The organism is Rhizobacter sp. Root404 (assembly GCF_001425865.1).
Classification (GTDB): Bacteria; Pseudomonadota; Gammaproteobacteria; order Burkholderiales; family Burkholderiaceae_C; genus LMDS01.
In genome coordinates this window covers 301,504-324,954 of the sequence record NZ_LMDS01000005.1, presented here as the reverse complement: position 1 = coordinate 324,954, position 23,451 = coordinate 301,504, and the positions used below count along the sequence as shown (strand labels likewise).

Genomic DNA, 23,451 nt, shown 5'->3' with positions numbered 1-23,451 from the left:
AACCGCGCAGCATGGACGCCAGCCTCACCGCTCCCCTGCCCGGCCCCGCGGACCCGCTCGGTCTGCGCGGCCAGTTGGCGCGTGCCGAACGGCGCCGCAAGTGGCGCGCGTTCTCGCTGACGCTGCCGCTGCTGCTGTTCCTGCTGCTGACCTTCCTCGTCCCGATCGGCGCGCTGCTGAAGCGCGCGATCGAGAACCCCGAGGTCGCCAATGCCCTGCCGCGCACGGTCGTGGCACTGCAGGGCTGGAAGCCCGCCGACGTGCCTGCGCCCGAAGCGTTCGCCGCCATCGCCAAGGATCTCGGCGGGCTCGCCGACAGCGCCGACGCCGGCGCGCTCGCGCGCCGGCTCAACAGCGAGGCGCCCGGCGCACGCTCGCTGGTCATGACGACGTTCAAGGCCTTGCCGCTCGAAGGCACGACGGCCGCCTCGACACCCGCCGACATCAAGGCCGCCTTGCTCGCGCTCGACGCCCGCTGGGGCGAGACGAAGTATTGGCAGGCGATCGCGAAGAACGGCTCGCGCTGGACGCCCGATTACCTGCTGACTTCGGTCGACTTGCGGCGCGACGCGCAAGGCGCGGTCGAGCGCGTCGACCCCGAACAACGCGTGTTCGGCGGCATCCTGCTGCGCACCTTCGAGATCAGCGCGGTCGTCACGCTGTGGTGCCTGCTGCTGGGCTACCCGCTCGCCTACTGGCTGAGCACGCTGCCGGTGCGCCAGGCGAACGTGCTGATGATCCTGGTGCTGGTGCCGTTCTGGACCTCGATCCTGGTGCGCGTGGCGGCCTGGATCGTGCTGCTGCAGTCCGAGGGCCTGGTGAACCACGCGCTGATCGACCTGCACCTGATCGACAAGCCGCTCGCGCTGCTGTTCAACCGCACCGGCGTGATCATCTCGATGGTGCACATCCTGCTGCCGTTCATGATCCTGCCGCTGTACAGCGTGATGACGAGCGTCCCGCCAACCTTCCTGCGCGCCGCCGTCTCGCTCGGCAGCCCGCCGCTGGCCGCGTTCTTCCGGGTCTACGTGCCGCAGACCTACCCGGGCATCGGCGCCGGCGCGCTGCTGGTGTTCATCCTGAGCATCGGCTACTACGTGACGCCCGCCCTGCTCGGCGGGCCGACCGACCAGATGCTGAGCTATTACATCGCGCAGTACACCAACGTGACCGTCAACTGGGGCATGGCCTGTGCGCTCGGCGCATTGCTGCTGGCCGCCACGCTGGTGCTGTACGCCATCTATCGGCGCGTGACCAAGGCCGAACTGAGTCTGGGCTGACCCATGAGCGCGTTCAAGTTGCTGCCGCAGTTCCCTGCCTATTCGACGCCGCTGGACAAGCTCGGCTGGTGGGCGCTGCGCGCACTGTGCGTGGGCGTATTGGTGTTCCTGTTGCTGCCGATCCTGGTGATCATCCCGCTGTCGTTCAGCGACAGTTCGTTCCTCGTCTACCCGATTCCGGGGTGGTCGCTGAAGTGGTATCACAACCTGTTCGGGTCGGCCGAGTGGGCGCGTGCGGCGAAGAACAGCTTCATCATCGCGCCGGCCGCCACCGTGCTCGCGACGGCGCTGGGCACGCTCGCCGCCGTCGGCCTGGCGCGCACCGACTTCCCGTTCAAGGGCCTGCTGATGAGCCTGCTGATCGCGCCGATGGTGGTGCCGATCGTCGTCGTCGGCGTCAGTACCTACCTGTTCTTCGCCCCGCTGGGCATGGCCGACAGCTACGTCTCGCTGATCATCGTGCACGCGGCGCTGGGCGCGCCGTTCGTGCTGACCACCGTGCTGGCGACGCTGCAGGGCTTCAACCAGAACCTGGTGCGCGCGAGCCTCAGCCTGGGCGAGAGCCCGCTGCGCACCTTCTTCCGCATCACGCTGCCGGTGATCGCGCCGGGCGTCGTTTCGGGCGCGTTGTTCGCCTTCGCGACCTCGTTCGACGAGGTCGTCGTCGTGCTGTTCCTGGCCGGCCCCGAGCAGCTGACGTTGCCGCGCCAGATGTTCAACGGCATCCGCGAGAACATCTCGCCGACGATCGCGGCAGTGGCCACGCTGCTGATCATCTTCACCACCAGCCTGCTGCTCGCGCTCGAATGGCTGCGCGGCCGGCGCCGCTGAAAACCGCCGCGATGACGACTCGCAACCAGCCGCTGTCCGGCAACGCGATGCCTCGCTTCGGCGGCATCGCGACGATGATGCGCCTTCCCTTCGTCGACTCGCCGGCCGGGCTCGACGCGGCCTTCATCGGCGTGCCGCTCGACATCGGCACCTCGAACCGCGCCGGTGCGCGCTTCGGGCCGCGCCAGATCCGCGCCGAGTCGGCGCTGATCCGCCCCTACAACATGGCGACCGGCGCCGCGCCGTTCGACACGCTGCAGGTGGCCGATCTGGGCGACGTGGCGATCAACACCTTCTCGCTCGAGAAGTCGATGCCGATCATCACCGCGTTCTACGAGCGCGTGCTGGCGGCCGGCTGCAAGCCGCTGACGATGGGCGGCGACCACACGATCGCGCTGCCGATCCTGCGCGCGCTCGCGACCCGACACGGCCCGGTCGCGCTGGTGCATGTCGATGCGCACGCCGACATCAACGACGAGATGTTCGGTGAACCGATCGCGCACGGTACGCCGTTTCGCCGCGCGGTCGACGAAGGGCTGCTGGCCTGCGACAAGGTCTGGCAGATCGGCCTGCGCGGCACCGGCTACGCAGCCGACGACTTCGACTGGCCACGCCGCCAGGGCTTCACGATCGTGCAGGCGCACGAGGTCTGGTACCAGTCGCTGGCGCCGTTGATGGCGCAGGTACGCGAGCGCATCGGACCGACGCACCCGACCTACATCACCTTCGACATCGACGGGCTCGACCCGTCGTTCGCCGCCGGCACCGGCACGCCGGAGATCGGCGGGCTCACGGTTCCGCAGGGCCTGGAGATCATCCGCGGCTGCAGCGGATTGAACATCGTCGGCGGCGACCTGGTCGAGGTCGCACCGCCCTACGACCCCTCGGGCAACACGGCGCTGCTCGGCGCCAACCTGCTCTACGAGATGCTGTGCGTGCTGCCGGGCGTCGGCCGCCGCTGAGCCGACTGCGGCAGCCTACTCGTCGTTGGCCGCGCTGACCGGCGCCGCGCCGGGCGCACCAAAATTCGAGAAACCTGCGCGGCCCTGGGCTTGCGCCGCTGCCGCGAGACCGACGGCGCGGCGCAGCAACGCGTCCGGCTGCGCGCCGTCCTGCGGGTACTGCCCGATGCCGAGCGCGGTCGCGACGCTCAGGTCCTCGCCGGCCACGCGCAGCGGCTGCAGCAGCGACTGCATCAGCTTGGCGCCGACCCGTTCCGCATCGGCCGGCGACAGGATCGACCCGAGCAACACCGCGAAGCTGTCGTCGCCCAGCGAGGCCACAACATCGCTCGCGCGCACACCGGCACGCAGACGCACGCCGACCTTGCGGCGCAGCACGTTCGCCGCCTCGCGACCGTGGCGTGCTTCGGCCGTCGCGAGGCCTTCGATCCGCAGCGCGAGCACGGCCATCGGTGCGGGCTCGCGCTCGCGCAGCGCGAGCAGCTGGCTCATGTGCTCGATCAGCTGCTGCTGGTGCGGCAGGCCGGTGTCGAGGTCGGTGGCGTAGGCGGTGCGCGCGTCGCGCTCGAGGCGCTTGCGCTCGATCGCGGCCCGCAGGCGTTGCGGCAGCGACGGCATGGCGAGTTCGGCCGCCGTGAGCACGTCCTGCGCGCCGCGCTCCCACCAGGCGAGCACGCGGGCGGGCGCCAGGTCGGGCACGACCACGACGATCGCGATCTCGCGACCCACCTCGGCGGCGATCTCGACCGCCTCCGCGTCGTCGGTCAGCACCAGCGCGTCGCAGGTCGCCTCCGCGAGCCGTGCGAGCACGGCGTCATGGCCATCGCAACGCAGCACCGCGAACGGGCCGAAGCCCGAGGCCTGAAGCGCCTGCGCCGGCAGATCCAGCTGGGTGGCGATCGTCAGGTCGCGGCCGCCGCCGGGTTCGGTTTCAGTCATCGCGACAGAATACCGCGGCGCGCAGCCGGCGGCGTGACGATCAGTAGATCATCCGACCATCGCCCAGCAGGTGCGAGTGGCAGTCCTTCTTGGCCACCAGGCAGTTCTGGAACCACGCTTCGCTGACATCGTGACGCCAGCCGTTGAACCAGTCGCCATGCGACGAGTAGCCACCCGGCTTGGCCGGGTCGTAGTTGTCGCTGGCCAGCCGCCACTTGAGCGCCGCATCCCTGGTCTTCGCGGTGTAGACGACGTTGAACGAGATCTCCGGCAGGATCACCGGGTGCGAGGCCGGACAGGCCAGCATCTGCCAGCCCCGGGTGCTGGAGGGATCGGGCACGGCCACCGGATAGCTCATGTGGCTCTTGTGGTCCGGGCTGTCGAGGTTGACGCCGTCCCAGCACTGCGGGAAAAAGATCTCCTGCCACACGGACGCGCCCAGGTCGCAGTTCGGGATCGCGCTGCCGTACTTGTCGTTCTCGCCGAGCGGACCGCCGATGCACTTGAAGCGGTAGGCGAACACGTCGGTGTCCGTGCGCGGCGCCGTCGCAGCGGGGTTACCGGCCACCATCCGCAGGCCCTGCGGGATGCCGCGGCTGAGCTTGTCGCCGGTGAACACGCCGGCCTTGTAGTAGACGTTGATCTCGTCAGGCGCGACCGGCTTGCCGGTGGCGGTGTCGATCATCGTCGGCACCCAGTACGCCGAGCGGTTGGCGATGCCGCCGCGGCAGGTGCTGTTGCCGAAGGCCAGCAGCGAATCGGTCGTCGAGTTCTCGCTAACGGCGGTGTTGCCGAAGAAGGTGTGCAGGTGCGACTGGCCCACCGTGCCCGGGAACACGATCGGATCGATGCGCGCCATCTTCGCGAAGTTGCATGACGTCCGGAATGCACCCAGGTCGCTGTCCGCGGGGCGCTCCGTGGTGGGCATCACCTGGAACAACCCGCTGCCCGGGCTGCCGGTCGGCAGGGCCGAATAGACGATGGACAGGGCGGAAGCCAGCATCGTGGAACCGGACGTGTCCTTCGCGACCCCGGCAGGCTTGGTCCAGCAGGAGGTGGCGCGGTTGTCTGGCCAGTCCGCGCCGAGCGATCCGTTGCACCAGACGCTCTTGTCGACGACCTTGCCGCTGGTGAACTTGGTGCCGTTCCCCCAGATCACGACGCTCGGCTCGGTGACCTTGCAGAGCTGACCGAACTCGGCGCACTTGACGTAGCCGGCGGTCGGGGCCGGGGCCGTCGTGACCGGCGTTGCCGGCTTGGCCGACACCGCGGCGGCGCTGGCGGCGGGCTTGGGCGCGGTGGCTTTCACGACGACCGCGGGCGCACGCGTTCCGGCGGCACAGCGCCCGAACGGGCTGGTGGTGGTGGTCGATTTGCTGCAGTCGACCGGCGTCGTCGAGAAGGTGAACGTCTTACCGCCGGTTCCGGCGTGTGCAATCAGGGGGGGGAGCAACAGGCAAAAGGAAGCCGCTGCTGCGAGAGTGATTCGCCGCATGTGGTGTGTCGAGAAGAGGAAGAGAACTGAGGAACGCGAACGTCCGACGGAATGACGAAGTCGCCCGGCGCGGTTCCGGTGAGCGGACGTCGTTCTCACGTCACTGCCAGGCGCTGGGCCGGACGAACTCTATCTGCGGATCGGGTCAGTCCCACGCAACCGACGAAAGTCGATGTAACGCTCGCCGGACCGGTGCGTGCAGCCGAGGCGGAGCCTTCAGGCTGGAGCGGGTGAGGGGAATCGAACCCCTGTATGAAGCTTGGGAAGCTGCCGTTCTACCATTGAACTACACCCGCGGCTGGGCGCGATTCTAGCGCGCGGACGCGCTCAGGCGCTCGCCGTGCGCTGCCGGTCGGCACCGCGGCCGGCGATGGCGATCACGGTGTCGCGAACCGTGTCGTTGACGCGCTGCAGGCCGCCCGCCGCCACCGCACAACGCCCGCGCTCGGCCATCGCCTCGGCCGCTTTTGGATCGCGCAGCAGCTCGGCGCATTGCCGCACCCAGGCCGCGGCGGCATCGGCCACGCGCAAGTGCAGGCCGTTGGTCAGTTCCCTGTCGAAGCCGGCATGCGCGAAGCGCGAGGCCACCAGCGGTCGGCCGTGAACCAGCGCGTCGATCACCTTGATCTGGGTGCCGCCGCCCGACTGGATCGGCGCGACCACCAGCGCCGCACGGTCGTATTCGGCCGCCAGCGCATCGACGAAACCGTGGAAATGGATCGCATCGCGGTGCAGCGTCGCCGCCAGGATCGAGGGGTACCTGCCGACGACATGCAACTCGACCTGCGGGAACTCTGCCACCAGCGACGGCAGGACCTCGGTCGCGAACCAGAGCAACCCCCGCGCGTTCGGCGGATGGTCGAAGTAGCCGACCATCAGGATCCGGCCGGGCACCGGCGCCGGGCGCGCGCGTCCGGCATCCGGCGCAAGCACGGTGTTCGGAACCCAGGACAGCGCGCGCGCTTTCAGTCGCGCCCCGTCGGCGGGGTTGACGTACCAGACATGCGCCGCGCGGGTCAGCGCCAGGCGGGCCGCGAAATTGCGCAGCCCCAGCGCGGCGCGCACCCGCAGCGACACCGGCAGGTTGGGAGAGATCGACTTGAACATGTCGTCCGCATCGACCACCAGACGCGTCCAGGCGCGGAGCGGCACAAACAGCGCCAGGCCGATGTAGCGCGCCACGATGACGTCGTAGCCGCCGGCGCGCACCACGGCGGCGACGTGGCGGCGGATCGCCAGCCGCTGTCCCAGTTGATGCAGCCTGCCACTGCCGCGCGCATAGAGGGCGCGCTTGACGCGCCCCGGCTGCCACTCGGTGTCGAGCCGGGTCGACGGGGCGCCGTGGATCACCAGCGTGTCCACCTCGCCCACCTGCAGCAGCGCCTCGCGGATCTGGTGACTGCGGATCGCACCGCCATAGGAGCGGTCGTCGATGTCGGCCAGCGTGAGGTACAGCATGCGCATTTGCGACAATCATCCCATGCGCAGGCGCTGTTCCGGCGCGCCAGTCGTGGCGTCGCGGCGCGCGGTTCAGCCGTTCCTGGCGAGCCAGGCCACCATCGCGTCCAGCGCGGGCCGGCCGGCGGCGGGGTCGGCACTGTTGACCATCAGGGCCACCGCATACATCTTGCCGCTCGCCCCGTGGACGTACCCGGCAAGCGCCCGGGTGTCGTTCAGGGTGCCGGTCTTGAGGTACGCCTGGCCTGCGGCGCGGCTGCCCACCAGCCTTCCCTTCATCGTGCCGTCGACGCCGGCGATCGGCAGCGACTCGAAGAATGCCTGCGCCTGCGCCGCGCGCCAGGCCTTGCGCAGCAACTGCACCAGCGCCCGCGGCTTGGCCCGCTCGCTGTGCGACAGGCCGGACCCGTTCTCGACCTCGATGTCGCCATCGGCCAGACCCTGCTCGCGCAGCCACAAGGTCATGGTCCGCTTCGCACCGGTCAAGGTGGCCGGCCGCGCGGGAAAGCCGGGCGAGAGAGAAAGCATCAGGTTGCGCGCACCGACGTTGTCGCTGACCTTGTTGATGTCGCGCACCAGTTCCGTCAGCGGTTTGGAGCGGTCGAACGACAGCGGCTGCACCGGCTCGCCGTCCGGCCCGAGCGGGATCGGGCTGACGCCCGGCACCACCGCGGCGGAGACGACCCGGCCGCGCAGAACGCCGCCCGCGGCCGCCCACATGGCCGGCAACGCGCGCGCCGCGATGCCGCTGTCCGGCGGAGGCACGAAGCTCACGGTGCGCGTGCCGCACGCCGAACCCCAACTGCCCTGGACCAGCACGGTGGCGCGGCCATCCCGACCGCCCTGCCAGATCGGCACGACATTGCAGCCGCCCCCCATCGACACGCGGTTGTCGATCCGCACGTCGCTGAGCGCCGGCCGCAAGCTCAACGCCGCCCGGCCGCCGCGCGACGGCTGCACGACCACGTCGAGCTGGCCCTCGTCGAGGGTCATCGCATCGGGCCACACATGGCGCGGCTCGCCGGCCGATTGCAGCGGCGTGCCCTTGTGGTCGGCTGGCGTGAGCTGGAACGCGTAGCGGTCGAGCACGATGTCGCCCTCGATCTCGCGCAGGCCCTGGTCGTGCATGCGCTTGAACCACGCGGCCAGGCCCTGCGACGTCAGTTGCGCGTTGCCGCCGCCGACGATCAGCAGATCGCCGACGAGCTTGCCCTGGGCCAGGGTGCCGAGCGCGAACGCGGAGGTGCGCCAACGGTAGTACGGCCCGAGCAGGTCGAGTGCGGCGAGCGAGGTCACGATCTTCGTCGTCGACGCCATCGTGTACGGCTGCTCGGCATTCAGCGCGAACACGGTGCGTTCGCCGATCACCTCCTGCGCGTACAGGCCGAAGCTCTGCGCGGGCAGGCCGGACGCCTTGATCGCGCCGGCCACCGCCGCCGGCAGGCCGACCGCCGCTTCGCGCGCGGGCGCCGCCCGCCTGGGCGCGGCCTCCGCCGTGGCGCCCAGGGCGACCAGCAGCGCGACGCCGAGTGCGCAGAGACATGACAGCTTGGACATGGGCGCGAGGCTAGCAGCCGCGGCGCCGGTCCCGTCCCCCGCTCCGGTGTGGCCTGTGCGCGTGCGGGGCCATTGCGTGGCCGCCGTCACAATGCAGCCTGCCGAATTTTTGCGCTCACGCCACAGATGACCGACTCGAACGACCCCGCCGCGTCACCGGAACGCCGCAGCATCCGCAGCTTCGTGGTGCGCGCCGGCCGGATGGGGCCGGGACAGACCCGCGCGCTGGCCGAACTCGGCCCGCGTTTCGTGCTGCCGTACGCCGCTGCGCCGTTCGACTTCGCCGCGGCCTTCGGTCGCGACGCGCCGCGCGTGCTCGAGATCGGCTTCGGCATGGGCGACGCGACCGCCGCCATCGCGCAGGCGCTGCCGGGCACCGACTTCATCGGCGTCGAGGTGCACACGCCCGGTGTCGGCGCGCTGCTCAAGCAGATCGGCGAACGCGGCCTGACGAACCTGCGCCTGCTCCAGCACGACGCGGTCGACGTGCTGCAGCAGATGATCGCGCCGGGCTCCCTGGCCGGCGTGCACGTGTTCTTCCCCGACCCGTGGCACAAGAAGAAGCACAACAAGCGGCGACTGATCCAGCCCGACTTCGTCACGCTGCTGGCGAGCCGGCTGGTGCCCGGCGGCTACCTGCATTGCGCGACCGACTGGCAACCGTACGCGGAGCAGATGCTGGAGGTTCTGTCGGCCGAGCCGGCGCTGCGCAACAGCGCCGACGGCTACGCACCCAAGCCCGACTACCGGCCGCTGACCAAGTTCGAGAACCGCGGCCTGCGGCTCGGCCACGGCGTCTGGGACCTGGTGTTCGTCAAACCCTAGTCCGCCCAGGTCACGAGGCCGCTGTACGCCGTGATCAGCACGACGATGCCGAACGCGATCCGGTACCAGGCGAACACGACGAAGGTGTGGGTCGAGATGTAGCGCAGCAGCCAGCGCACGCAGACCCAGGCCGACAGGAACGAGAACAGCAACCCGACACCGAACAGCGGGATGTCCGCGGCCGACAGCAGCGCGCGCTCCTTGTAGAGGCTGTAGAGGCCGGCACCGACCAGCGTCGGGATCGCGAGGAAGAAGCTGTAGTCGGTCGCGCATTTCCGGCTCAGGCCGAGCAGCATGCCGCCGATGATGGTCGCGCCGGAGCGGCTGGTGCCCGGGATCATCGCCAGGCACTGCACCAGGCCGACCTTCAGCGCGTCGAGCCGCGTCATGTCGTCGACCGTCTCGACGCGCGTGGCCACCGCGGTGCGGCGCTCCGCCCACAGGATGATGAAGCCGCCGATGATGAAGGTGCTCGCGACCACGATCGGCGTGAACAGGTGCGCCTTGATCGCCTTGCCGAACAGCAGCCCGAGCACCACGGCCGGCACGAAACCGATCGCCACGTTGATCGCGAAACGCTGCGCCTTCGCGTCGCTGCCCAGCCCGGCCATCGTCTCGCGCAGCCGCTGCCAGTAGACGATGATCACCGCGACGATCGCACCGGTCTGGATCGCGATGTCGAACACCTTCATCTTGTCGTCGTTGAAGCCGAGCAGCGAACCGGCGAGGATCAGGTGGCCGGTGCTCGAGATCGGCAGGAACTCGGTCAGGCCCTCGACCACGCCCATCACGGCGGCTTTGAACAACAGGATCAGATCCAACGGTGACTCCGGCGATTGAGGACGCGCGATCTTACCGATGCCCCGATGGGCGGCCCGGTGTCCCGGCCGCCCGCCTTGACCCTGCCGACACGTGCGGATACATTACTGACTGCTCAGTCAGTATGAAGTCACCTGCCTCCGTCCGCACGTCTGCGACCGGCCCCGCCTCCGTGCGGCAGCGCCGCAAGGAGGCCCGACCGCAGGAACTGCTGGCCGCGGCGCTGGAGCTGTTCGTCGAACGCGGGTTCGCGGCCACCCGCTCGGAGGACGTGGCCGCGCGCGCCGGCGTCTCCAAGGGCACGCTCTACCTCTACTACCCGAGCAAGGAAGAACTGCTGAAAGCCGTCGTGCGCGAAAACCTCGGCGCGCTGATCCGCGAGGGCACCGACATCGCGGAGGGCTTCGACGGCGACACCCAGGCGCTGCTCTCGCTGCTGATGCACACCTGGTGGGAGCGCATCGGCGAGACGCCGGCCTCGGGCATCTTCAAGATCATCCTGACCGAGATGGGCAACTTCCCGGACTTCGCGCGCTTCTACATGGACGAGGTGATCGAACCCGGACGCGCCCTGTTCACCCGCGTACTCCAGCGCGGCATCGATGCCGGCGAGTTGCGCCCGGTCCATCTGTTCGAGACCGTGCACCTGCTGATCTTCCCGACCCTGATGCTGTGCCTGCACCGGCATTCGATCGGCCCGTGCCACCTGCCCAGCCGCGAGCTCGATCCGCACCGCTTCATCGACACCCACATCGACACCGTCGTCAACGGCCTGCGGCGCCCGCCCGCAGCGCCCTCCGCCGGCACGCGAAAGAAGGCTCCGCCCCGCTCATGAAACGCTGGATGAAATGGACGCTCGCGCTGGTCGCGGTGGCGTTGGTCGTCGCGCTCGGCGCGCGCATCGTCAAGGGCCGACGCCTGCAGGCGGCCGCCAACGCACCCGTCGCCGCGCCGCAGTCGCTGGAACTGGGGCCGGCCGATGTCGGCACGGCGCGCGTCGCGCCGCTGGCGCGCACCCTGGCGGTCTCGGGCGGACTGAAGGCGGTCACCAGCGCGGTCGTCAAGGCGCGGATCGCCTCCGAGGTCAAGACCCTGACGGTGCGTGAAGGCGACGCCGTCAAGGCGGGCCAGGTGGTGGGCCAGCTCGACACCGTCGAGTTCGAATGGCGGGTCAAGCAGGCCGAGCAGACGGCGCTCGCCGCGCGCACCCAGCTCGACATCGCCAAGCGAGCGCTCGCGAACAACCGCGCGCTGGTCGAACAAGGCTTCATCTCGGCCACCGGCCTCGAGACCTCGGTCTCGACCGAAGCCGGCGCCGCGGCCAGCTACCAGGCCGCACTCGCTGCGGCGGAGCTGGCGCGCAAGTCGCGCGCCGACTCGCAGCTGATCGCGCCGATCGGCGGGATCGTGTCGCAACGCTTCGTGCAACCGGGCGAGCGGGTCGGGGTCGAGGCGAAGGTGATCGAGATCGTCGACCTCTCGCGCATCGAACTCGAGGCGGCGGTCGCGCCGGAGGACGTCGGCGCGGTCCAGATCGGGCAGACCGCCCGCCTGAATGTCGACGGCCTCGCCGAGCCGGCCACCGCGACCGTGGCGCGCATCAACCCCAGCACGCAGGCGGGCACGCGCGCGGTGCTGGTCTACCTGGCGCTGCAGCCGCAGCCGGGGCTGCGCCAGGGCCTGTTCGCGCGCGGCCAGATCGAACTGCAGCGGCGCGACGCGCTGGTCGCGCCGGTCGCCAGCGTGCGCGTCGACCAGGCCCGGCCGTACGTGCTCGCGGTGCAAGGCGGGCAGGTGCGGCAGCGCACCGTCGAGCTCGGTGCGCGCGGCACCGCGCTGATCGACGGCCGCAGCGAGCCCGCCGTCGAACTGCTCAGCGGTGCCACCGCCGGCGACGTGCTGCTGCGTGCCAGCGCCGGCGCGCTGCGCGACGGCACGGCCGTCAAGCTGTCCGCGCCCGCGGCGGCACCGGCAGCCACGCCCGCACCGACCGCGTCCGCGCCCGGCTGAGCCCATGTGGTTCACCCGCGTCTCGATCGGCAACCCGGTGATGGCCGTGATGGTCATGCTGGCGTTCGTCGTGCTCGGCCTGTTCAGCTACCAGCGGCTCGCGGTCGACCAGTTCCCGAACATCGACTTCCCGACCGTCGTGGTCGTGATGGACTACCCCGGCGCGTCGCCGGAGATCGTCGAGAGCGAGGTCACCAAGAAGGTCGAGGAGGCGGTCAACACCGTCGCCGGCATCAGCTCGCTCTACTCCCGCTCGTACGAGGGCACCTCGGTCGTGATCGTCGAGTTCAACCTCGATGTCGACGGCCGCAAGGCGGCCGACGACGTGCGCGAGAAGGTCGGCCTGATCCGGCCGCTGCTGCGTGACGAGGTCAAGGAGCCGCGCATCTCGCGCTTCGACCCGCAGAGCGTGCCGATCTTCAACGTCGCGCTGCTGTCCACCGACGGCAAGAAGACGCCGCAGGAGCTGACCACCTGGGCCACCCAGGTGCTGCAGAAGAAGCTCGAGAACGTGCGCGGCGTCGGCTCGGTCAGCTTGATCGGGGGCACCGAGCGCGAGATCAACCTGTACGTCAAGCCGGCCGCGCTCGACGCGCTCGGCGTCAGCATCGACCAGGTCGTCGCCGCGGTGCGCAGCGAGAACCAGGAGCTGCCGATGGGCTCGCTGCGCTCGCCCGAGCAGGAGCGCGTGGTGCAGATCAACGCCCGCCTTCAGCGGCCCGAGGACTTCCGCGAGATCGTGGTCGCACGGCGCGGCGCCAACGGCAGCCCGGTCAAGCTGTGGCAGGTGGCCGACGTCGCTGACGGCCCGCAGGAGATCGACAGCGTCGCGCTCTACAACGGCCAGCGCACCGTGCTGCTGAGCGTGCAGAAATCGCAGGGGGAGAACACCATCGCGGTGGTCGACGGGCTGCAGCAGGCGCTCAAGGAAGCCAAGCCGCTGTTCCCGCCCGGCGTCACGGTCGAGGTGAACCGCGACAACTCGCGCTCGATCCGCGTCTCGGTCGCGAACGTCAAGCGCACGCTGTTCGAAGGCGCGGCGCTGACGATCCTGATCGTGTTCCTGTTCCTGAACTCGTGGCGCTCGACGGTCATCACGGGCCTGACGCTGCCGATCGCGCTGATCGGCACGTTCCTGTTCATGTACCTGTTCGGCTTCACGATCAACAGCATCACGATGATGGCGCTGAGCCTGTGCGTCGGTTTGCTGATCGACGACGCGATCGTCGTGCGCGAGAACATCGTGCGGCACGTGCAGATGGGCAAGAGCGCGCACCAGGCGGCACTGGACGGCACCAACGAGATCGGCCTGGCGGTGCTCGCGACCACGCTGTCGATCGTCGCGGTGTTCCTGCCGATCGGCTTCATGGGCGGCATCGTCGGCAAGTTCTTCCACGAGTTCGGCCTGACGATCGTCGCCGCGGTGCTGATCTCGATGTTCGTCAGCTTCACGCTCGACCCGATGCTCTCGAGCGTCTGGCACGACCCGCACTCGGCCGAGCACGACCCGGATGCGCCCCGCGTCACCCGCTACGACAGGACGATCGGCCGCGTCACGCACCTGTTCGACCGCCTGACCAACGCGCTGTCGCGCACCTACCAGCGCATCCTCGGCTGGTCGCTGAAGCACAAGCTGGCGACGTTGGCGATCGCGCTGGCGACCTTCGTCGCGAGCTTCTTCGTGATCCCGCTGCTCGGTGCCGAGTTCGTGCCGAAGGCGGACTTCTCCGAGACCCAGGTCAATTTCTACACCCCGGTCGGTTCGTCGCTCGAGCAGACCGAGGCGCGCGCCAAGCAGATCGACGCGGCGCTGCGCGAATTGCCCGAGGTGAAGTACACGGTCACGACGATCAACAGCGGCCAGGCCGCCGGCAAGATCTACGGCGCGGTCTACGTGCGCATGGTCGACCGCAAGGACCGCGTGCGCAGCATCGACCAGATGGCGGTGCCGCTGCGCGCCAAGCTCGCGCGCATCCCCGGCATCACGATCACCAACATCGGCACCACCGACCTGGGCGGCGGCAAGAGCCTGCAGTTCTCCGTGCAGGGGCCTGACCTGGCGGAGCTCGAGCGGCTGTCGCGCACGATCACGCCGAAGCTGCAGGCGATCCGCGGCCTGGTCGACCTCGACAGCACGCTCAAGCCCGACAAGCCGACCGTCTCGATCGACGTGAAGCGCGACGCCGCCTCCGATGTCGGCCTGAACGTCAACATGCTCGCGACCAGCCTGCGCACGATGATCGCCGGCACCACGGTGGGCAACTGGCGCGCCCCGGACGGCGAGAACTACGACGTCAACGTGCGCCTGAGCCCCGACGCGCGCGTCTCGATCGCCGACCTGCAGCGCACGCCGATCAACGTCCCCGCCGCGGCCGACGGCTCGCCGCGCTCGGTGCGGCTGTCGCAGGTGGCCGACATCCGCGCCTCCACCGGGCCGAATCAGATCAACCGCCGCGACCTGAACCGCGAGATCAACTTCGACGCCAGTGCGTTCGGGCGCAGCTCGGGCGAGGTCTCGGCCGAGATCAAGGCCGTGCTCGACAACGTCGCGTGGCCGCCCGGCTACCGCTACAGTTTCGGCGGCTCGACCAAGAACATGACCGAGTCGTTCCAGTACGCGATCGGCGCGCTGGCGCTGGCGATCGTGTTCATCTACATGATCCTGGCGAGCCAGTTCAAGAGCTTCCTGCAGCCGATCGCGCTGATGAGCGCGCTGCCGCTGACGTTGATCGGCGTGGTGCTCACCCTGCTGGTGTTCGGCTCGACGCTGAACATGTTCAGCATCATCGGCATCGTGATGCTGATGGGGCTCGTGACGAAGAACGCGATCCTGCTGGTCGACTTCGCGATCCGTTCGCGCGCCGGCGACCACGGGGAGCCGCCGCGCAGCCGCGAGGACGCCCTGCTCCACGCCGCGCAGGTGCGGCTGCGGCCGATCCTGATGACGACGCTGGCGATGGTCTTCGGCATGGTGCCGCTGGCGTTCGCGCTGTCCGAAGGCTCGGAGCAGCGCGCACCGATGGGCCAGGCGGTGATCGGCGGGGTGATCACTTCGTCGCTGCTGACGCTGGTCGTCGTGCCGGTGATCTATTGCTACCTCGACGACCTCGCCACCTGGGCAAAGCGGCGCTGGCGCGGCACGCCGGCAGGTCTCGCCGCCGAGCCCACGAAATAGAATCCCGGCGCGCCACCCTCTTCCCTGCGACCACCATGAACATCGAACAAGCCCGCTTCAACATGATCGAACAGCAGATCCGCCCCTGGGATGTGCTCAATCTCGGCGTGCTGGAGCTGCTCGCCGTCGTCAAGCGCGAGGATTTCGTGCCGCCCGAGCACCGGGCGCTGGCCTTCGTCGACACCGAGGTGCCGCTGCCGAACGGCCAGTGCATGCTGGCGCCGAAGATCGAGGCCCGGCTGCTGCAGGAACTCGCCGTGCACAAGCACGAGCGCGTCCTCGAGATCGGCGCCGGCTCCGGCTACATGGCCGCGCTGCTCGCGCACAAGGCGCAGCAGGTCACGACGCTCGAGATCGACCCCGAGCTGGCCGCCTTCGCGACCGCCAATTTGCGCCGCGCCGGCGCGGCGAACGTCACGGTCGTGACCGCCGACGGCAGCGGCGGCCTGGCCGGCGACGGCCCGTTCGACGTGATCCTGCTCTCCGGCTCGGTCGCCGAGGTGCCGCAGGCGCTGCTGTCGCAGCTCAAGGTCGGCGGGCGCCTGGCCGCCATCGTCGGCAGCGAGCCGGTGATGCGCGCGGTGCTGATCACCCGCACCGGCGACCAGGGCCTGGAGCGCCGCGTGCTGTTCGACACCGTCGCGCAGCGCCTGCGCGGCTTCCCCGAGCCGACCCGGTTCCACTTCTGATGAAGCAGCTCTCCGGTCGCGACCTGGTCGGCATGAGCACGGCAGCCGGGGCGCCGATGCCGGTGCTGCTCGACGTGCGCGAGCCCTGGGAGTTCGAGCTCGCGGCGATCCGGATCGACGGGCTGGAGACCCGGCTGATGCCGATGAACAGCGTGCCCGCCCGGTTCGCCGAGCTCGATCCGGTGCAGCCCGTCGTCTGCATCTGTCATCACGGCGCCCGAAGTGCGCAGGTCGTCGCATTTCTAGAGCGCCAGGGCTTCGAAGCGGTCTATAACCTCGCGGGCGGCATCGATGCCTGGTCGGCGCAGGTCGATGCAGGCGTCCCGCGTTACTGACACAAGAAGACAAGACAACCCAAACCGAGTTGGAGAGGTTCCCCCCATGCCGCTGAGCCACCGCTTCCCTTCCCTGCGCACCGGTCGTCCGCGTGCGCTCGTGGTGGCCCTCGCCGCCGCGCTGCCGCTCGCCCTTGCCACGCTCGGCGCACGCGCGCAAAGCCTGCAGGAGCTCTACCAGACGGCGCACGGCTACGACGCCAGCTACCTCTCGGCCCGCGCAAGCCTGGACGCCGCACAGTACCGCTACGACCAGGCGCGCGGGCTGCGGCTGCCGCAGGTCGGCCTGGCCGTCACTGGCGGCCGGCAGCTCAGCAACACGCCGGACGCGCCCTCGACCCAGCAGGCCAACAGCAACAACTACGGCGCCAGCGTGAACGGCTCGCAGACGCTGTTCAACCGCGCCAACGACGCGACGATCGCGCAATCGGCCAAGGCGGTCGACGCCTACCGCGCCGACCTGGAGGCCGCCGAGCAGGACCTGATCCTGCGCGTCTCGCAGGCCTACTTCGACGTCCTCGCGGCGCAGGACAACCTCGCCACCGCGCGCGCCAGCCTGGCCGCGATCTCCGAGCAGGTGGCGTCGGCCAAGCGCAACTTCGAGGTCGGCACCGCCACCATCACCGACACCCGCGAAGCCCAGGCTCGCTACGACCTGGCGCGCTTCACGCAGATCCAGGCCGAGAACGACCTGACCACCAAGCGCATCCAGCTCGACCAGACCGTCGGCCGCAGCGGTGTCGTGCCCAAGCAGCTCGCGGTGCCGATCGCACTGCCGCCGCTGGCGCCGGCGAACATCGACGACTGGGTCGCACGCGCCGATGCCGAGCACCCGCTGATCCGCAAGGCGCGCACGGCCCTCGAGATCGCCCGGCTCGACACCGACAAGGCCAAGGCCGGCCGGCTGCCCGTCGTCACGCTGAATGCCAGCTACGGCCGCGGGCGCACCGACGTCGCCGGGCAGCTGACCTCGTCGAACCCGCTGGTCCCGGGCTCGAGCCCTTTCTCGTACGGCACGCCGACGACCTCCAGCCAGATCGGCGTGACGCTGAACGTGCCGCTGTTCTCCGGCTTCCAGATCCAGAACCGAATCAAGGAAACGCTGGTGCTCGAGGACAAGTCGCAGAGCGACCTCGAGAACGCCCGCCGCAGCGTCACCCAGCTGACGCGGCAGCTCTACTACCAGGTCGGCTCGGCGGGCGCGCAGGTCGCCGCACTCGAGGCCGCCGAGTCGTCCAGCAAGCTGGCGCTCGAGGCCACGCAGCTCGGCTTCAAGGTCGGCGTGCGCGTCAACATCGACGTGCTGAACGCGCAGGCCCAGCTGTTCAACACCCAGGCCCAGCTCGCGAAGGCGCGCTACGACCTGATCATGGCCGGCCTGCGGCTGCGCCAGGCGTCGGGTCAGCTCGCCCCGCAGGACGTGGCCTCGGTCGACGCGCTGCTGATCCGCTGAGGACGGCGCCTAAGCGGGCCAACCCGATGCGCGGCAGCGCAGCGCGCCACGTTTCTTGACGGTGCAGACACGCCGCGTGCATGCGGCGCGGGCACACTGCCCACATCCCGAAGACGACGCGCCATGCCCAGCACGAGCCCCATCCATGCGGCCATCGCCGCCCACCGCTTCGGCCTCGGCGAGCCCGCGCTCGACGCGATGGCCGCCGACCCCGCACGCTGGTTGACCGCGCAGATCGGCCCCGCCGATGCGCCGCGCGGCGATGGGCTGATGGGCACCGCACAGGCGCTGGCCTTCGTCGCGGCCGAGCGCGAGGAGCGCCGAGCCGCCCGCAGTGCGACCGCCGCCAGTGCGACCGGGCAGGCCGCCGCGCAGGCAGTCGCCGGTCGCTATCGCGACGTGATCGTCGCCGACGCACGCTCGCGCCTGCTCACCGCGGCCACGACCGCGCGGCCGTTCGCCGAGCGCCTGCACTGGTTCTGGGCCAACCACTTCACCGTCTCGCTCGCCAAGGGCAGCACGCGCGGGCTGGTCGGCGCCTTCGAGCGCGACGCGATCCGCCCGCACATCGCCGGCTCGTTCGAGCAGCTGCTGTTCGCTTCGACGACGCACCCGGCAATGCTGCGCTACCTCGACAACGTCCAGTCGGCCGGGCCGGGCTCGCCGATCGTCGCGCGCGCCGCCCGCCGGGCACAGCGCATGGACGAAAGCCCGCGCGTCACCGGCCTCAACGAGAACCTGGCGCGCGAGGTGCTGGAGCTGCACACGCTCGGCGCCGAGAGCGCCCGCGCCGGCGTTTACACCCAGGCCGACGTGACCCAGTTCGCACGCGTGCTGACCGGCTGGCGCGTCGGCGTCCAGGACACCGGTCCGACGCGCAACTTCGAACCGGCCTGGCACGATCCCGGGCGCAAGACGCTGCTCGGCCGCAGCTACCCCGAAGGCCCGGACGCGCTGCGCATGGTGCTGCACGACCTGGCCGCGCATCCGGCCACCGCGCGCTTCATCGCGTCCAAGCTGGCGCGTCACTTCGTCGCGGACGTCCCGCCGCCGGCGTTGGTCGATCGCCTGGCCGCCACTTACGAGCGCCACGGCGGCGAATTGGCGCCGGTCTACCGCGCGCTGATCGCCAGCCCCGAGGCCTGGGTGGTGCCGGCCGCGAAGCTGAAGACCCCGGAGGAGTTCGTGATCTCGTCGGTGCGCGTGCTGCGGCTGAACCCGCGCCTGTTCGACCGCGGCGATGCGCCCGGCCAGAGCGGCGTGATGGCGCTCGGCCAGCGCATCCAGGCCGCGCCGTCACCCGCCGGCTGGAGCGACCGCGCCGAGGACTGGCTCGGCCCCGACGCGGTCTGGAAGCGCGTCGAGTGGTCGACGCGCACCGCCAACCGCCTGGGCAGCAGCGTCGACGCGCGCACGCTCGCCGCGCAGAGCCTCGGCCCGCTGCTCGGCACCGAGACGCGCACGCAGCTCGAGCGCGCTGCCGACGCGCCCCAGGCACTCGCGCTGCTGCTGATGGCCCCCGAGTTCCAACGCCGCTGAGTCGTGAAGAGGAGCAACGCGATGAACCCCGTCGACCCGAACGCCCTGCGCCGTCGGCTGCTCGCCGGGGCACTGGCAGCCGCCGCGCTGGCGCCCGCCGCGACGCTCAGCTTCGCCGGAAGCGGTGCGAAGGACGAACGGCGCTTCGTGCTCGTCATCCTGCGCGGCGGCCTGGACGGGCTCTCGGCCGTGCCGGCGATCGGCGACCCGGACTTCGCCGCCGCGCGCGGCCCGCTCGCGCAGTTCGGCGCCGCGCCGCTGGCGCTGCCGGACACGCCGTTCGCGTTGCATCCGCAGCTCGCGCAACTGCACGCGATGTACGGACGCGGCGAGCTGACCGTGCTGCACGCGGTCGGCCTGCCCTACCGCGACCGATCGCACTTCGACGCACAGCAGGTGCTGGAGAGCGGCGGCACCCGGCCCTACGAACTGTCGACCGGCTGGCTCGGCCGCGCGCTCGCGCCGTCGAATGCGAAGGCGCTCGCGCTGAACACCGCCGTGCCACTGGTGCTGCGCGGCCCCGGCATCGTCGACACCTGGGCGCCGTCGGCGCTGCCAGACCCGGGCGCCGACCTGGTCGCGCGCCTCGGGCGCATGTACGCGAACGATCCGCCGCTCGCGACCGCGCTGGAACGCGCGCGGAGCCTGCATGCCGAGAACGCGATGGCCGGCGACGCGATGGCGCCGAGCGGCCCGCGCGGCGGCAACTTCACGGTGCTGGCCACGCGTGCCGCCGCCTTCCTCGGCGCGCCGGACGGCCCGCAGGCCGCGGTGCTTGAACTGGGCGGCTGGGACACGCACGCGAACCAGGCCAACCCGACCGGAGCGCTGACGGGCAACCTGCGGCAGCTGGACGCCGGCCTGGCCGCGCTGCGCGATGGCCTGGTGTCGACCGGCGCATGGAAGCGCACCGTCATCGTCGTGGCGACCGAGTTCGGGCGGGAGGTCGCCGTGAACGGGACGCTGGGCACCGACCACGGCACCGGCGCCGCCGCCTTCGTGCTGGGCGGCGCCGTGAACGGCGGCCGCGTGCATGCGGAGTGGCCGGGCCTGGCGAAGCGCGACCGCAATGACGGGCGCGACCTGAAGATCACCACCGACCTGCGCGCGGTCCTGAGGAGCGTGCTGGCCGATCACCTGCAGCTCGCGTCACGCGCGCTGGACAACGACGTGTTCCCCGGCAGCGGCGCGCTCAAGCACGTCGCCCTGTTGAAGGCCTGAGGCGCCGGCGCCGGTGCGGGTCAGCCGGGGATCTGCGGCTCGACCAGCATCGCGAGCTGCGTCAGCGATTCCTGCCAGCCCAGGTAGCACATCTCGACCGGGATCATCGACGGGATGCCCTCCTGGACGATGCCGAGGTCGGTCCCGCAGGAGACGGCCTTGAACGTGATGGTGGTCGTCATGCCGCCCGCCAGGTTCGGGTCGTCGAAGCGGTCGGTGTAGCGGATCCTCTCTGCCGGCACCAGCTCGAGGTACTCACCACCGAACGAGTGCGCGTGGCCGCTGCCGAAGTTTCGGAACGACATCTTGTGCGTGCCGCCGACTGTCGCCTCGAGGTGATGGACGGTGCAGGTGAAGCCGAACGGCGGCAGCCATTTGGCGACGGCGTCCGGCTCGAGGAAGGCGTGGTAGATGCGCTCCGCGGGGGCACGCAGGACACGGTGAAGGCGGACGGTACCGGTGGACATGGCGGGCGCGCGCGACGGCGCTGGAGTGGCGTGAGGCGCGACCTTACGCCAATCACGCGCGCAAAGACAGGCCCGCCCCGGTGACCAGAGGCAGCATGCGGCGCGCCATCCGCGCCGCGGCGCCGCGATGGCGCGACGCGAATTCCAGCGCGTGGGCCGACAGCGCTTCCAGCTGCACCGGCTCTTCGAGCAAGGCCGCGGCGAGCGCCACGCCTTCATCCATGTCGGCGACCCGCAGCGAGGCGCCGGCGGCGAGCGACAACTCGGCTGCCTCGCTGAAGTTGAAGGTGCTCGGCCCCATCACAAGCGGGCAGCCGCAGGCCGCCGCCTCGATCAGGTTGTGGCCCCCCAGCGGCGCGAAGCTGCCGCCGAGCAGCGCCACGTCGGCGGCCGCGTAGTACAGCGCCATCTCGCGCATCGAATCGCCGAGCCAGACCTGGGCGTGCAGCGCGTCGTCGGGCGGCGCGTCGGTCCACGTGCTGCGCCGTGCCAGCGTCAGCCCGGCCCCTCGCACGAGGGCCGCGACCTCGTCGAAACGCTGCGGGTGGCGCGGGACGATCATCAGCAGCGTGTCGCCGTGCGGCGCGCGCTGCCAGGCGGCGAGCAGCGGCGCCTCCTCGCCTTCGCGGGTGATCGCCGCGAGCACGACGTCGCGGTTCAGGCGCGCGCGCCAGGCCGCGCCGCGGGTGAGCTGCGCCAGGTCCGGGGTCAGGTCGTATTTCAGGTTGCCGCAGACCTCGACCGCGTGCGCCCCGGCGGCGCGGATGCGCTGCGCGTCGTCGTCGGTCTGCGCCAGCACCAGCGCGACGCTGTCGATGGCGGGGCGCAGCACCGCATTGAAGCGTTGACCGCGGCGCAAGCTCTTCTCGCTCAGGCGCGCGTTGGCCAGCACCATCGGCACGCCACCGGCCTGTGCCGCGAGCAACAGGTTCGGCCAGATCTCCGTCTCCATCAGCACGCCGAGCGCGGGGCGGAACTGCGCGATGAAGCGGCGCGTGGCGCCGGGCGTGTCGTACGGCAGCCAGGTCTGGCGATCGCCGTCGCGCAGCAGCGCCTGGCCGGCTTCGCGGCCGGTCGCGGTGCCGTGGGTCAGCAGCAGGCGCATCGCCGGATGCTCGGCCCGCAGCGCGTCGACCAGCGCGGCGGCGGCGCGGGTCTCGCCGAGCGACACCGCGTGCAGCCAGATCCAGCCCGCGCTGGGTGGCTCGGCATAACGGCCGAAGCGCTCGCCGAGGCACGCGCGGTACAACGGCTCGGCGCGGCCGCGCCACCACAGCCGCAGCGCGTAGGCGGGCTGCAGCAGCCACAGCAGCGCCGAATACAGTGCGCGGGCGCGCGTTTCCGGCCAGGTGCTCAATGCACCGCCTCGCGCACGCCGGCCCAGGCCGCGGCGACCGCGTCCAGCGTCGGCGTCGGCTGCGCCTCGACCGACACCTGGTGCCGATGGCCATGCGCCGGTTGCGGCCCGGTGCGCCACGAGGTGGGGAAGTTGTAGATCTGGACGTGCGGCAGATCGAGCGCGACCGCGATGTGGCTCAGGCCGCTGTCGACGCCGATCACGCCCTGCGTCGCACCGAGCCGATCGGTCAGCGCATCCAGGTTCATCGCCGGCCACACCGCAGCCGACGCACCGATCGCGGTGGCGATGCGTTGTGCACGCGCGAGTTCGATCGGGCCGGCGTGCGGCAGCGCGATGCGCCAGCCCTCGGCCGCGACGCGCTGGCCGAGTTCGATCCAGTGCGCTTCGGGCCAGAGCTTGTCGTCGCGCGAGGTGCCGTGCACGAACACCAGCGTCGGCGCGCCGTCGTCATGCGGCGCCGGTGCCGCGCGCAGGCCGAACACCGGCGGCCCGGCCAGCGCGTAGCCGAGCGCCTGCGCCGTCAGCACGCGCGAACGGTCGAGCGCGTGAATGTGCGGCTTGATGCGGATCGCGCGATCGACCAGCCAGCGCGCCGGCGGCTCGTGACTCGCGCCGTCGGTGCGGTTGGCCAGGCCGTAGCTGGTGCCGGTCGGCGTGAGCTTCGCGAGTCGCGCGATCAGCGCCGACTTGGTCAGGCCCTGCAGGTCGAGCACCGCGTCGTAGCGGGTCGCCTGCAACTGCGCCTTGAACGCGCGCCACTCGGTCCGCACCGCGCCGGTCCACCAGGCCCTGCTCCAGCGCCGCAACGCGCATTCCACCACCGCGTGCACGCCGTCGACGCGCCGCACCAGCGGTGCGAAACCGGGCTCGACGACCCAGTCGATCAGGGCCTCGGGAAACGCTGCGCGGATGTCATGCACCACCGGCATTGCATGCACCACATCGCCGAGCGACGACAGCTTGACGATGAGAACACGCATGGAGCCCCTCGCCCGATGAGTACATCGGTCGATCCCCCGCGGGGATGCGGGCCGGC

The 23,451-nt window shown here is 70.7% G+C and carries 20 protein-coding genes and 1 tRNA gene; 12 read left to right on the top strand and 9 right to left on the bottom strand.

Annotation, left to right across the window (positions count from 1 at the left end):
• Window positions 1-11 precede the first annotated feature (11 nt).
• The 3 genes from ASC76_RS15675 to speB are packed head-to-tail and all read left to right on the top strand — an operon-like array spanning window position 12 to window position 3,073.
• Window positions 12-1,280 carry an ABC transporter permease gene (locus ASC76_RS15675; protein ID WP_056468233.1) on the top strand — a complete coding sequence of 423 codons (1,269 nt, stop codon included), beginning with the start codon at window positions 12-14 and terminating at the stop codon, window positions 1,278-1,280.
• Between the two features lie 3 nt (window positions 1,281-1,283).
• Window positions 1,284-2,111, top strand: coding sequence for an ABC transporter permease (locus tag ASC76_RS15670; protein WP_056468230.1), 828 nt, complete (start codon window positions 1,284-1,286; stop codon window positions 2,109-2,111).
• A gap of 11 nt (window positions 2,112-2,122) precedes the next feature.
• On the top strand, window positions 2,123-3,073 hold the full coding sequence (gene speB, locus ASC76_RS15665) for an agmatinase (RefSeq protein WP_056470916.1): 951 nt from the start codon (window positions 2,123-2,125) through the stop codon (window positions 3,071-3,073).
• A 15-nt stretch (window positions 3,074-3,088) separates the two neighbouring features.
• Here speB and ASC76_RS15660 read toward each other — a convergent pair whose 3' ends face one another.
• From ASC76_RS15660 to dacB, 5 genes are all read right to left on the bottom strand, one after another.
• Complete coding sequence (locus ASC76_RS15660; RefSeq protein WP_056468227.1) at window positions 3,089-4,012, bottom strand: GGDEF domain-containing protein; 924 nt, start codon at window positions 4,010-4,012, stop codon at window positions 3,089-3,091.
• 40 nt (window positions 4,013-4,052) lie between these two features.
• Window positions 4,053-5,465 (bottom strand): DUF1996 domain-containing protein, encoded by a 1,413-nt coding sequence (locus ASC76_RS15655; protein ID WP_056468224.1) that lies wholly within the window; start codon window positions 5,463-5,465, stop codon window positions 4,053-4,055.
• A gap of 264 nt (window positions 5,466-5,729) precedes the next feature.
• Window positions 5,730-5,803, bottom strand: a tRNA-Gly gene (locus ASC76_RS15650).
• 31 nt (window positions 5,804-5,834) lie between these two features.
• Complete coding sequence (locus tag ASC76_RS15645; RefSeq protein WP_056468221.1) at window positions 5,835-6,971, bottom strand: glycosyltransferase family 4 protein; 1,137 nt, start codon at window positions 6,969-6,971, stop codon at window positions 5,835-5,837.
• 66 nt (window positions 6,972-7,037) lie between these two features.
• Window positions 7,038-8,522, bottom strand: a complete 1,485-nt coding sequence (dacB, locus tag ASC76_RS15640; RefSeq protein ID WP_056468218.1) for a D-alanyl-D-alanine carboxypeptidase/D-alanyl-D-alanine-endopeptidase — start codon at window positions 8,520-8,522, stop codon at window positions 7,038-7,040.
• Window positions 8,523-8,648: 126 nt separating this feature from the next.
• On the opposite strand from dacB, the gene trmB reads away from it, so the two are divergent.
• The gene (gene trmB, locus ASC76_RS15635; RefSeq protein ID WP_082549217.1) at window positions 8,649-9,347 is read left to right on the top strand and encodes a tRNA (guanosine(46)-N7)-methyltransferase TrmB; all 699 of its coding nucleotides are present in this window, start codon (window positions 8,649-8,651) and stop codon (window positions 9,345-9,347) included.
• Here the strand turns inward: trmB and ASC76_RS15630 are convergent.
• Window positions 9,344-10,168, bottom strand: coding sequence for an undecaprenyl-diphosphate phosphatase (locus tag ASC76_RS15630; protein ID WP_056468215.1), 825 nt, complete (start codon window positions 10,166-10,168; stop codon window positions 9,344-9,346). The two genes, trmB and ASC76_RS15630, sit on opposite strands and share 4 nt — an antisense overlap.
• A 170-nt stretch (window positions 10,169-10,338) precedes the next feature.
• Between ASC76_RS15630 and ASC76_RS15625 the strand changes: the two genes are divergently transcribed.
• The 8 genes from ASC76_RS15625 (at window position 10,339) to ASC76_RS15590 (ending at window position 20,588) form a co-directional block, all read left to right on the top strand.
• Entirely contained in the window at window positions 10,339-11,001 is a 663-nt protein-coding gene (locus ASC76_RS15625; protein WP_235580482.1) for a TetR/AcrR family transcriptional regulator, read from the top strand.
• Window positions 10,998-12,176, top strand: a complete 1,179-nt coding sequence (locus ASC76_RS15620) for an efflux RND transporter periplasmic adaptor subunit (protein ID WP_056468209.1) — start codon at window positions 10,998-11,000, stop codon at window positions 12,174-12,176. The genes ASC76_RS15625 and ASC76_RS15620 overlap by 4 nt, the downstream gene beginning before the upstream one ends.
• A gap of 4 nt (window positions 12,177-12,180) precedes the next feature.
• Window positions 12,181-15,351 (top strand): efflux RND transporter permease subunit, encoded by a 3,171-nt coding sequence (locus ASC76_RS15615; RefSeq protein ID WP_056468206.1) that lies wholly within the window; start codon window positions 12,181-12,183, stop codon window positions 15,349-15,351.
• A gap of 35 nt (window positions 15,352-15,386) precedes the next feature.
• On the top strand, window positions 15,387-16,040 hold the full coding sequence (locus tag ASC76_RS15610) for a protein-L-isoaspartate O-methyltransferase (protein WP_056468202.1): 654 nt from the start codon (window positions 15,387-15,389) through the stop codon (window positions 16,038-16,040).
• Window positions 16,040-16,375, top strand: coding sequence for a rhodanese-like domain-containing protein (locus ASC76_RS15605; protein WP_056468198.1), 336 nt, complete (start codon window positions 16,040-16,042; stop codon window positions 16,373-16,375). The genes ASC76_RS15610 and ASC76_RS15605 overlap by 1 nt, the downstream gene beginning before the upstream one ends.
• A 46-nt stretch (window positions 16,376-16,421) precedes the next feature.
• Window positions 16,422-17,828 (top strand): TolC family outer membrane protein, encoded by a 1,407-nt coding sequence (locus ASC76_RS15600; RefSeq protein ID WP_056468195.1) that lies wholly within the window; start codon window positions 16,422-16,424, stop codon window positions 17,826-17,828.
• A 123-nt stretch (window positions 17,829-17,951) separates the two neighbouring features.
• On the top strand, window positions 17,952-19,367 hold the full coding sequence (locus ASC76_RS15595) for a DUF1800 family protein (RefSeq protein WP_056468191.1): 1,416 nt from the start codon (window positions 17,952-17,954) through the stop codon (window positions 19,365-19,367).
• Window positions 19,368-19,388: 21 nt separating this feature from the next.
• Window positions 19,389-20,588, top strand: a complete 1,200-nt coding sequence (locus ASC76_RS15590) for a DUF1501 domain-containing protein (protein WP_056468188.1) — start codon at window positions 19,389-19,391, stop codon at window positions 20,586-20,588.
• A gap of 20 nt (window positions 20,589-20,608) precedes the next feature.
• Here the strand turns inward: ASC76_RS15590 and ASC76_RS15585 are convergent, their stop codons facing one another.
• From ASC76_RS15585 to waaC, 3 genes are read right to left on the bottom strand one after another with little or no spacing between them, the layout of a single operon-like run.
• On the bottom strand, window positions 20,609-21,055 hold the full coding sequence (locus ASC76_RS15585; RefSeq protein WP_056468185.1) for an SRPBCC family protein: 447 nt from the start codon (window positions 21,053-21,055) through the stop codon (window positions 20,609-20,611).
• Between the two features lie 52 nt (window positions 21,056-21,107).
• Window positions 21,108-22,412, bottom strand: coding sequence for a 3-deoxy-D-manno-octulosonic acid transferase (locus ASC76_RS15580; protein WP_082549216.1), 1,305 nt, complete (start codon window positions 22,410-22,412; stop codon window positions 21,108-21,110).
• The gene (gene waaC, locus ASC76_RS15575) at window positions 22,409-23,395 is read right to left on the bottom strand and encodes a lipopolysaccharide heptosyltransferase I (RefSeq protein WP_056468182.1); all 987 of its coding nucleotides are present in this window, start codon (window positions 23,393-23,395) and stop codon (window positions 22,409-22,411) included. Before waaC ends, ASC76_RS15580 begins: the two co-directional genes overlap by 4 nt.
• Window positions 23,396-23,451 lie beyond the last annotated feature (56 nt).

Bases quoted from the DNA above. Each gene is read 5' to 3' on its own strand.
- ASC76_RS15675 (WP_056468233.1), top strand. From the start codon at position 12: ATGGACGCCAGCCTCACCGCTCCCCTGCCCGGCCCCGCGGACCCGCTC.
- ASC76_RS15670 (WP_056468230.1), top strand. From the start codon at position 1,284: ATGAGCGCGTTCAAGTTGCTGCCGCAGTTCCCTGCCTATTCGACGCCG.
- speB (WP_056470916.1), top strand. From the start codon at position 2,123: ATGACGACTCGCAACCAGCCGCTGTCCGGCAACGCGATGCCTCGCTTC.
- ASC76_RS15660 (WP_056468227.1), bottom strand. From the start codon at position 4,012: ATGACTGAAACCGAACCCGGCGGCGGCCGCGACCTGACGATCGCCACC.
- ASC76_RS15645 (WP_056468221.1), bottom strand. From the start codon at position 6,971: ATGCGCATGCTGTACCTCACGCTGGCCGACATCGACGACCGCTCCTAT.
- dacB (WP_056468218.1), bottom strand. From the start codon at position 8,522: ATGTCCAAGCTGTCATGTCTCTGCGCACTCGGCGTCGCGCTGCTGGTC.
- trmB (WP_082549217.1), top strand. From the start codon at position 8,649: ATGACCGACTCGAACGACCCCGCCGCGTCACCGGAACGCCGCAGCATC.
- ASC76_RS15620 (WP_056468209.1), top strand. From the start codon at position 10,998: ATGAAACGCTGGATGAAATGGACGCTCGCGCTGGTCGCGGTGGCGTTG.
- ASC76_RS15615 (WP_056468206.1), top strand. From the start codon at position 12,181: ATGTGGTTCACCCGCGTCTCGATCGGCAACCCGGTGATGGCCGTGATG.
- ASC76_RS15610 (WP_056468202.1), top strand. From the start codon at position 15,387: ATGAACATCGAACAAGCCCGCTTCAACATGATCGAACAGCAGATCCGC.
- ASC76_RS15605 (WP_056468198.1), top strand. From the start codon at position 16,040: ATGAAGCAGCTCTCCGGTCGCGACCTGGTCGGCATGAGCACGGCAGCC.
- ASC76_RS15600 (WP_056468195.1), top strand. From the start codon at position 16,422: ATGCCGCTGAGCCACCGCTTCCCTTCCCTGCGCACCGGTCGTCCGCGT.
- ASC76_RS15595 (WP_056468191.1), top strand. From the start codon at position 17,952: ATGCCCAGCACGAGCCCCATCCATGCGGCCATCGCCGCCCACCGCTTC.
- ASC76_RS15590 (WP_056468188.1), top strand. From the start codon at position 19,389: ATGAACCCCGTCGACCCGAACGCCCTGCGCCGTCGGCTGCTCGCCGGG.
- ASC76_RS15585 (WP_056468185.1), bottom strand. From the start codon at position 21,055: ATGTCCACCGGTACCGTCCGCCTTCACCGTGTCCTGCGTGCCCCCGCG.
- waaC (WP_056468182.1), bottom strand. From the start codon at position 23,395: ATGCGTGTTCTCATCGTCAAGCTGTCGTCGCTCGGCGATGTGGTGCAT.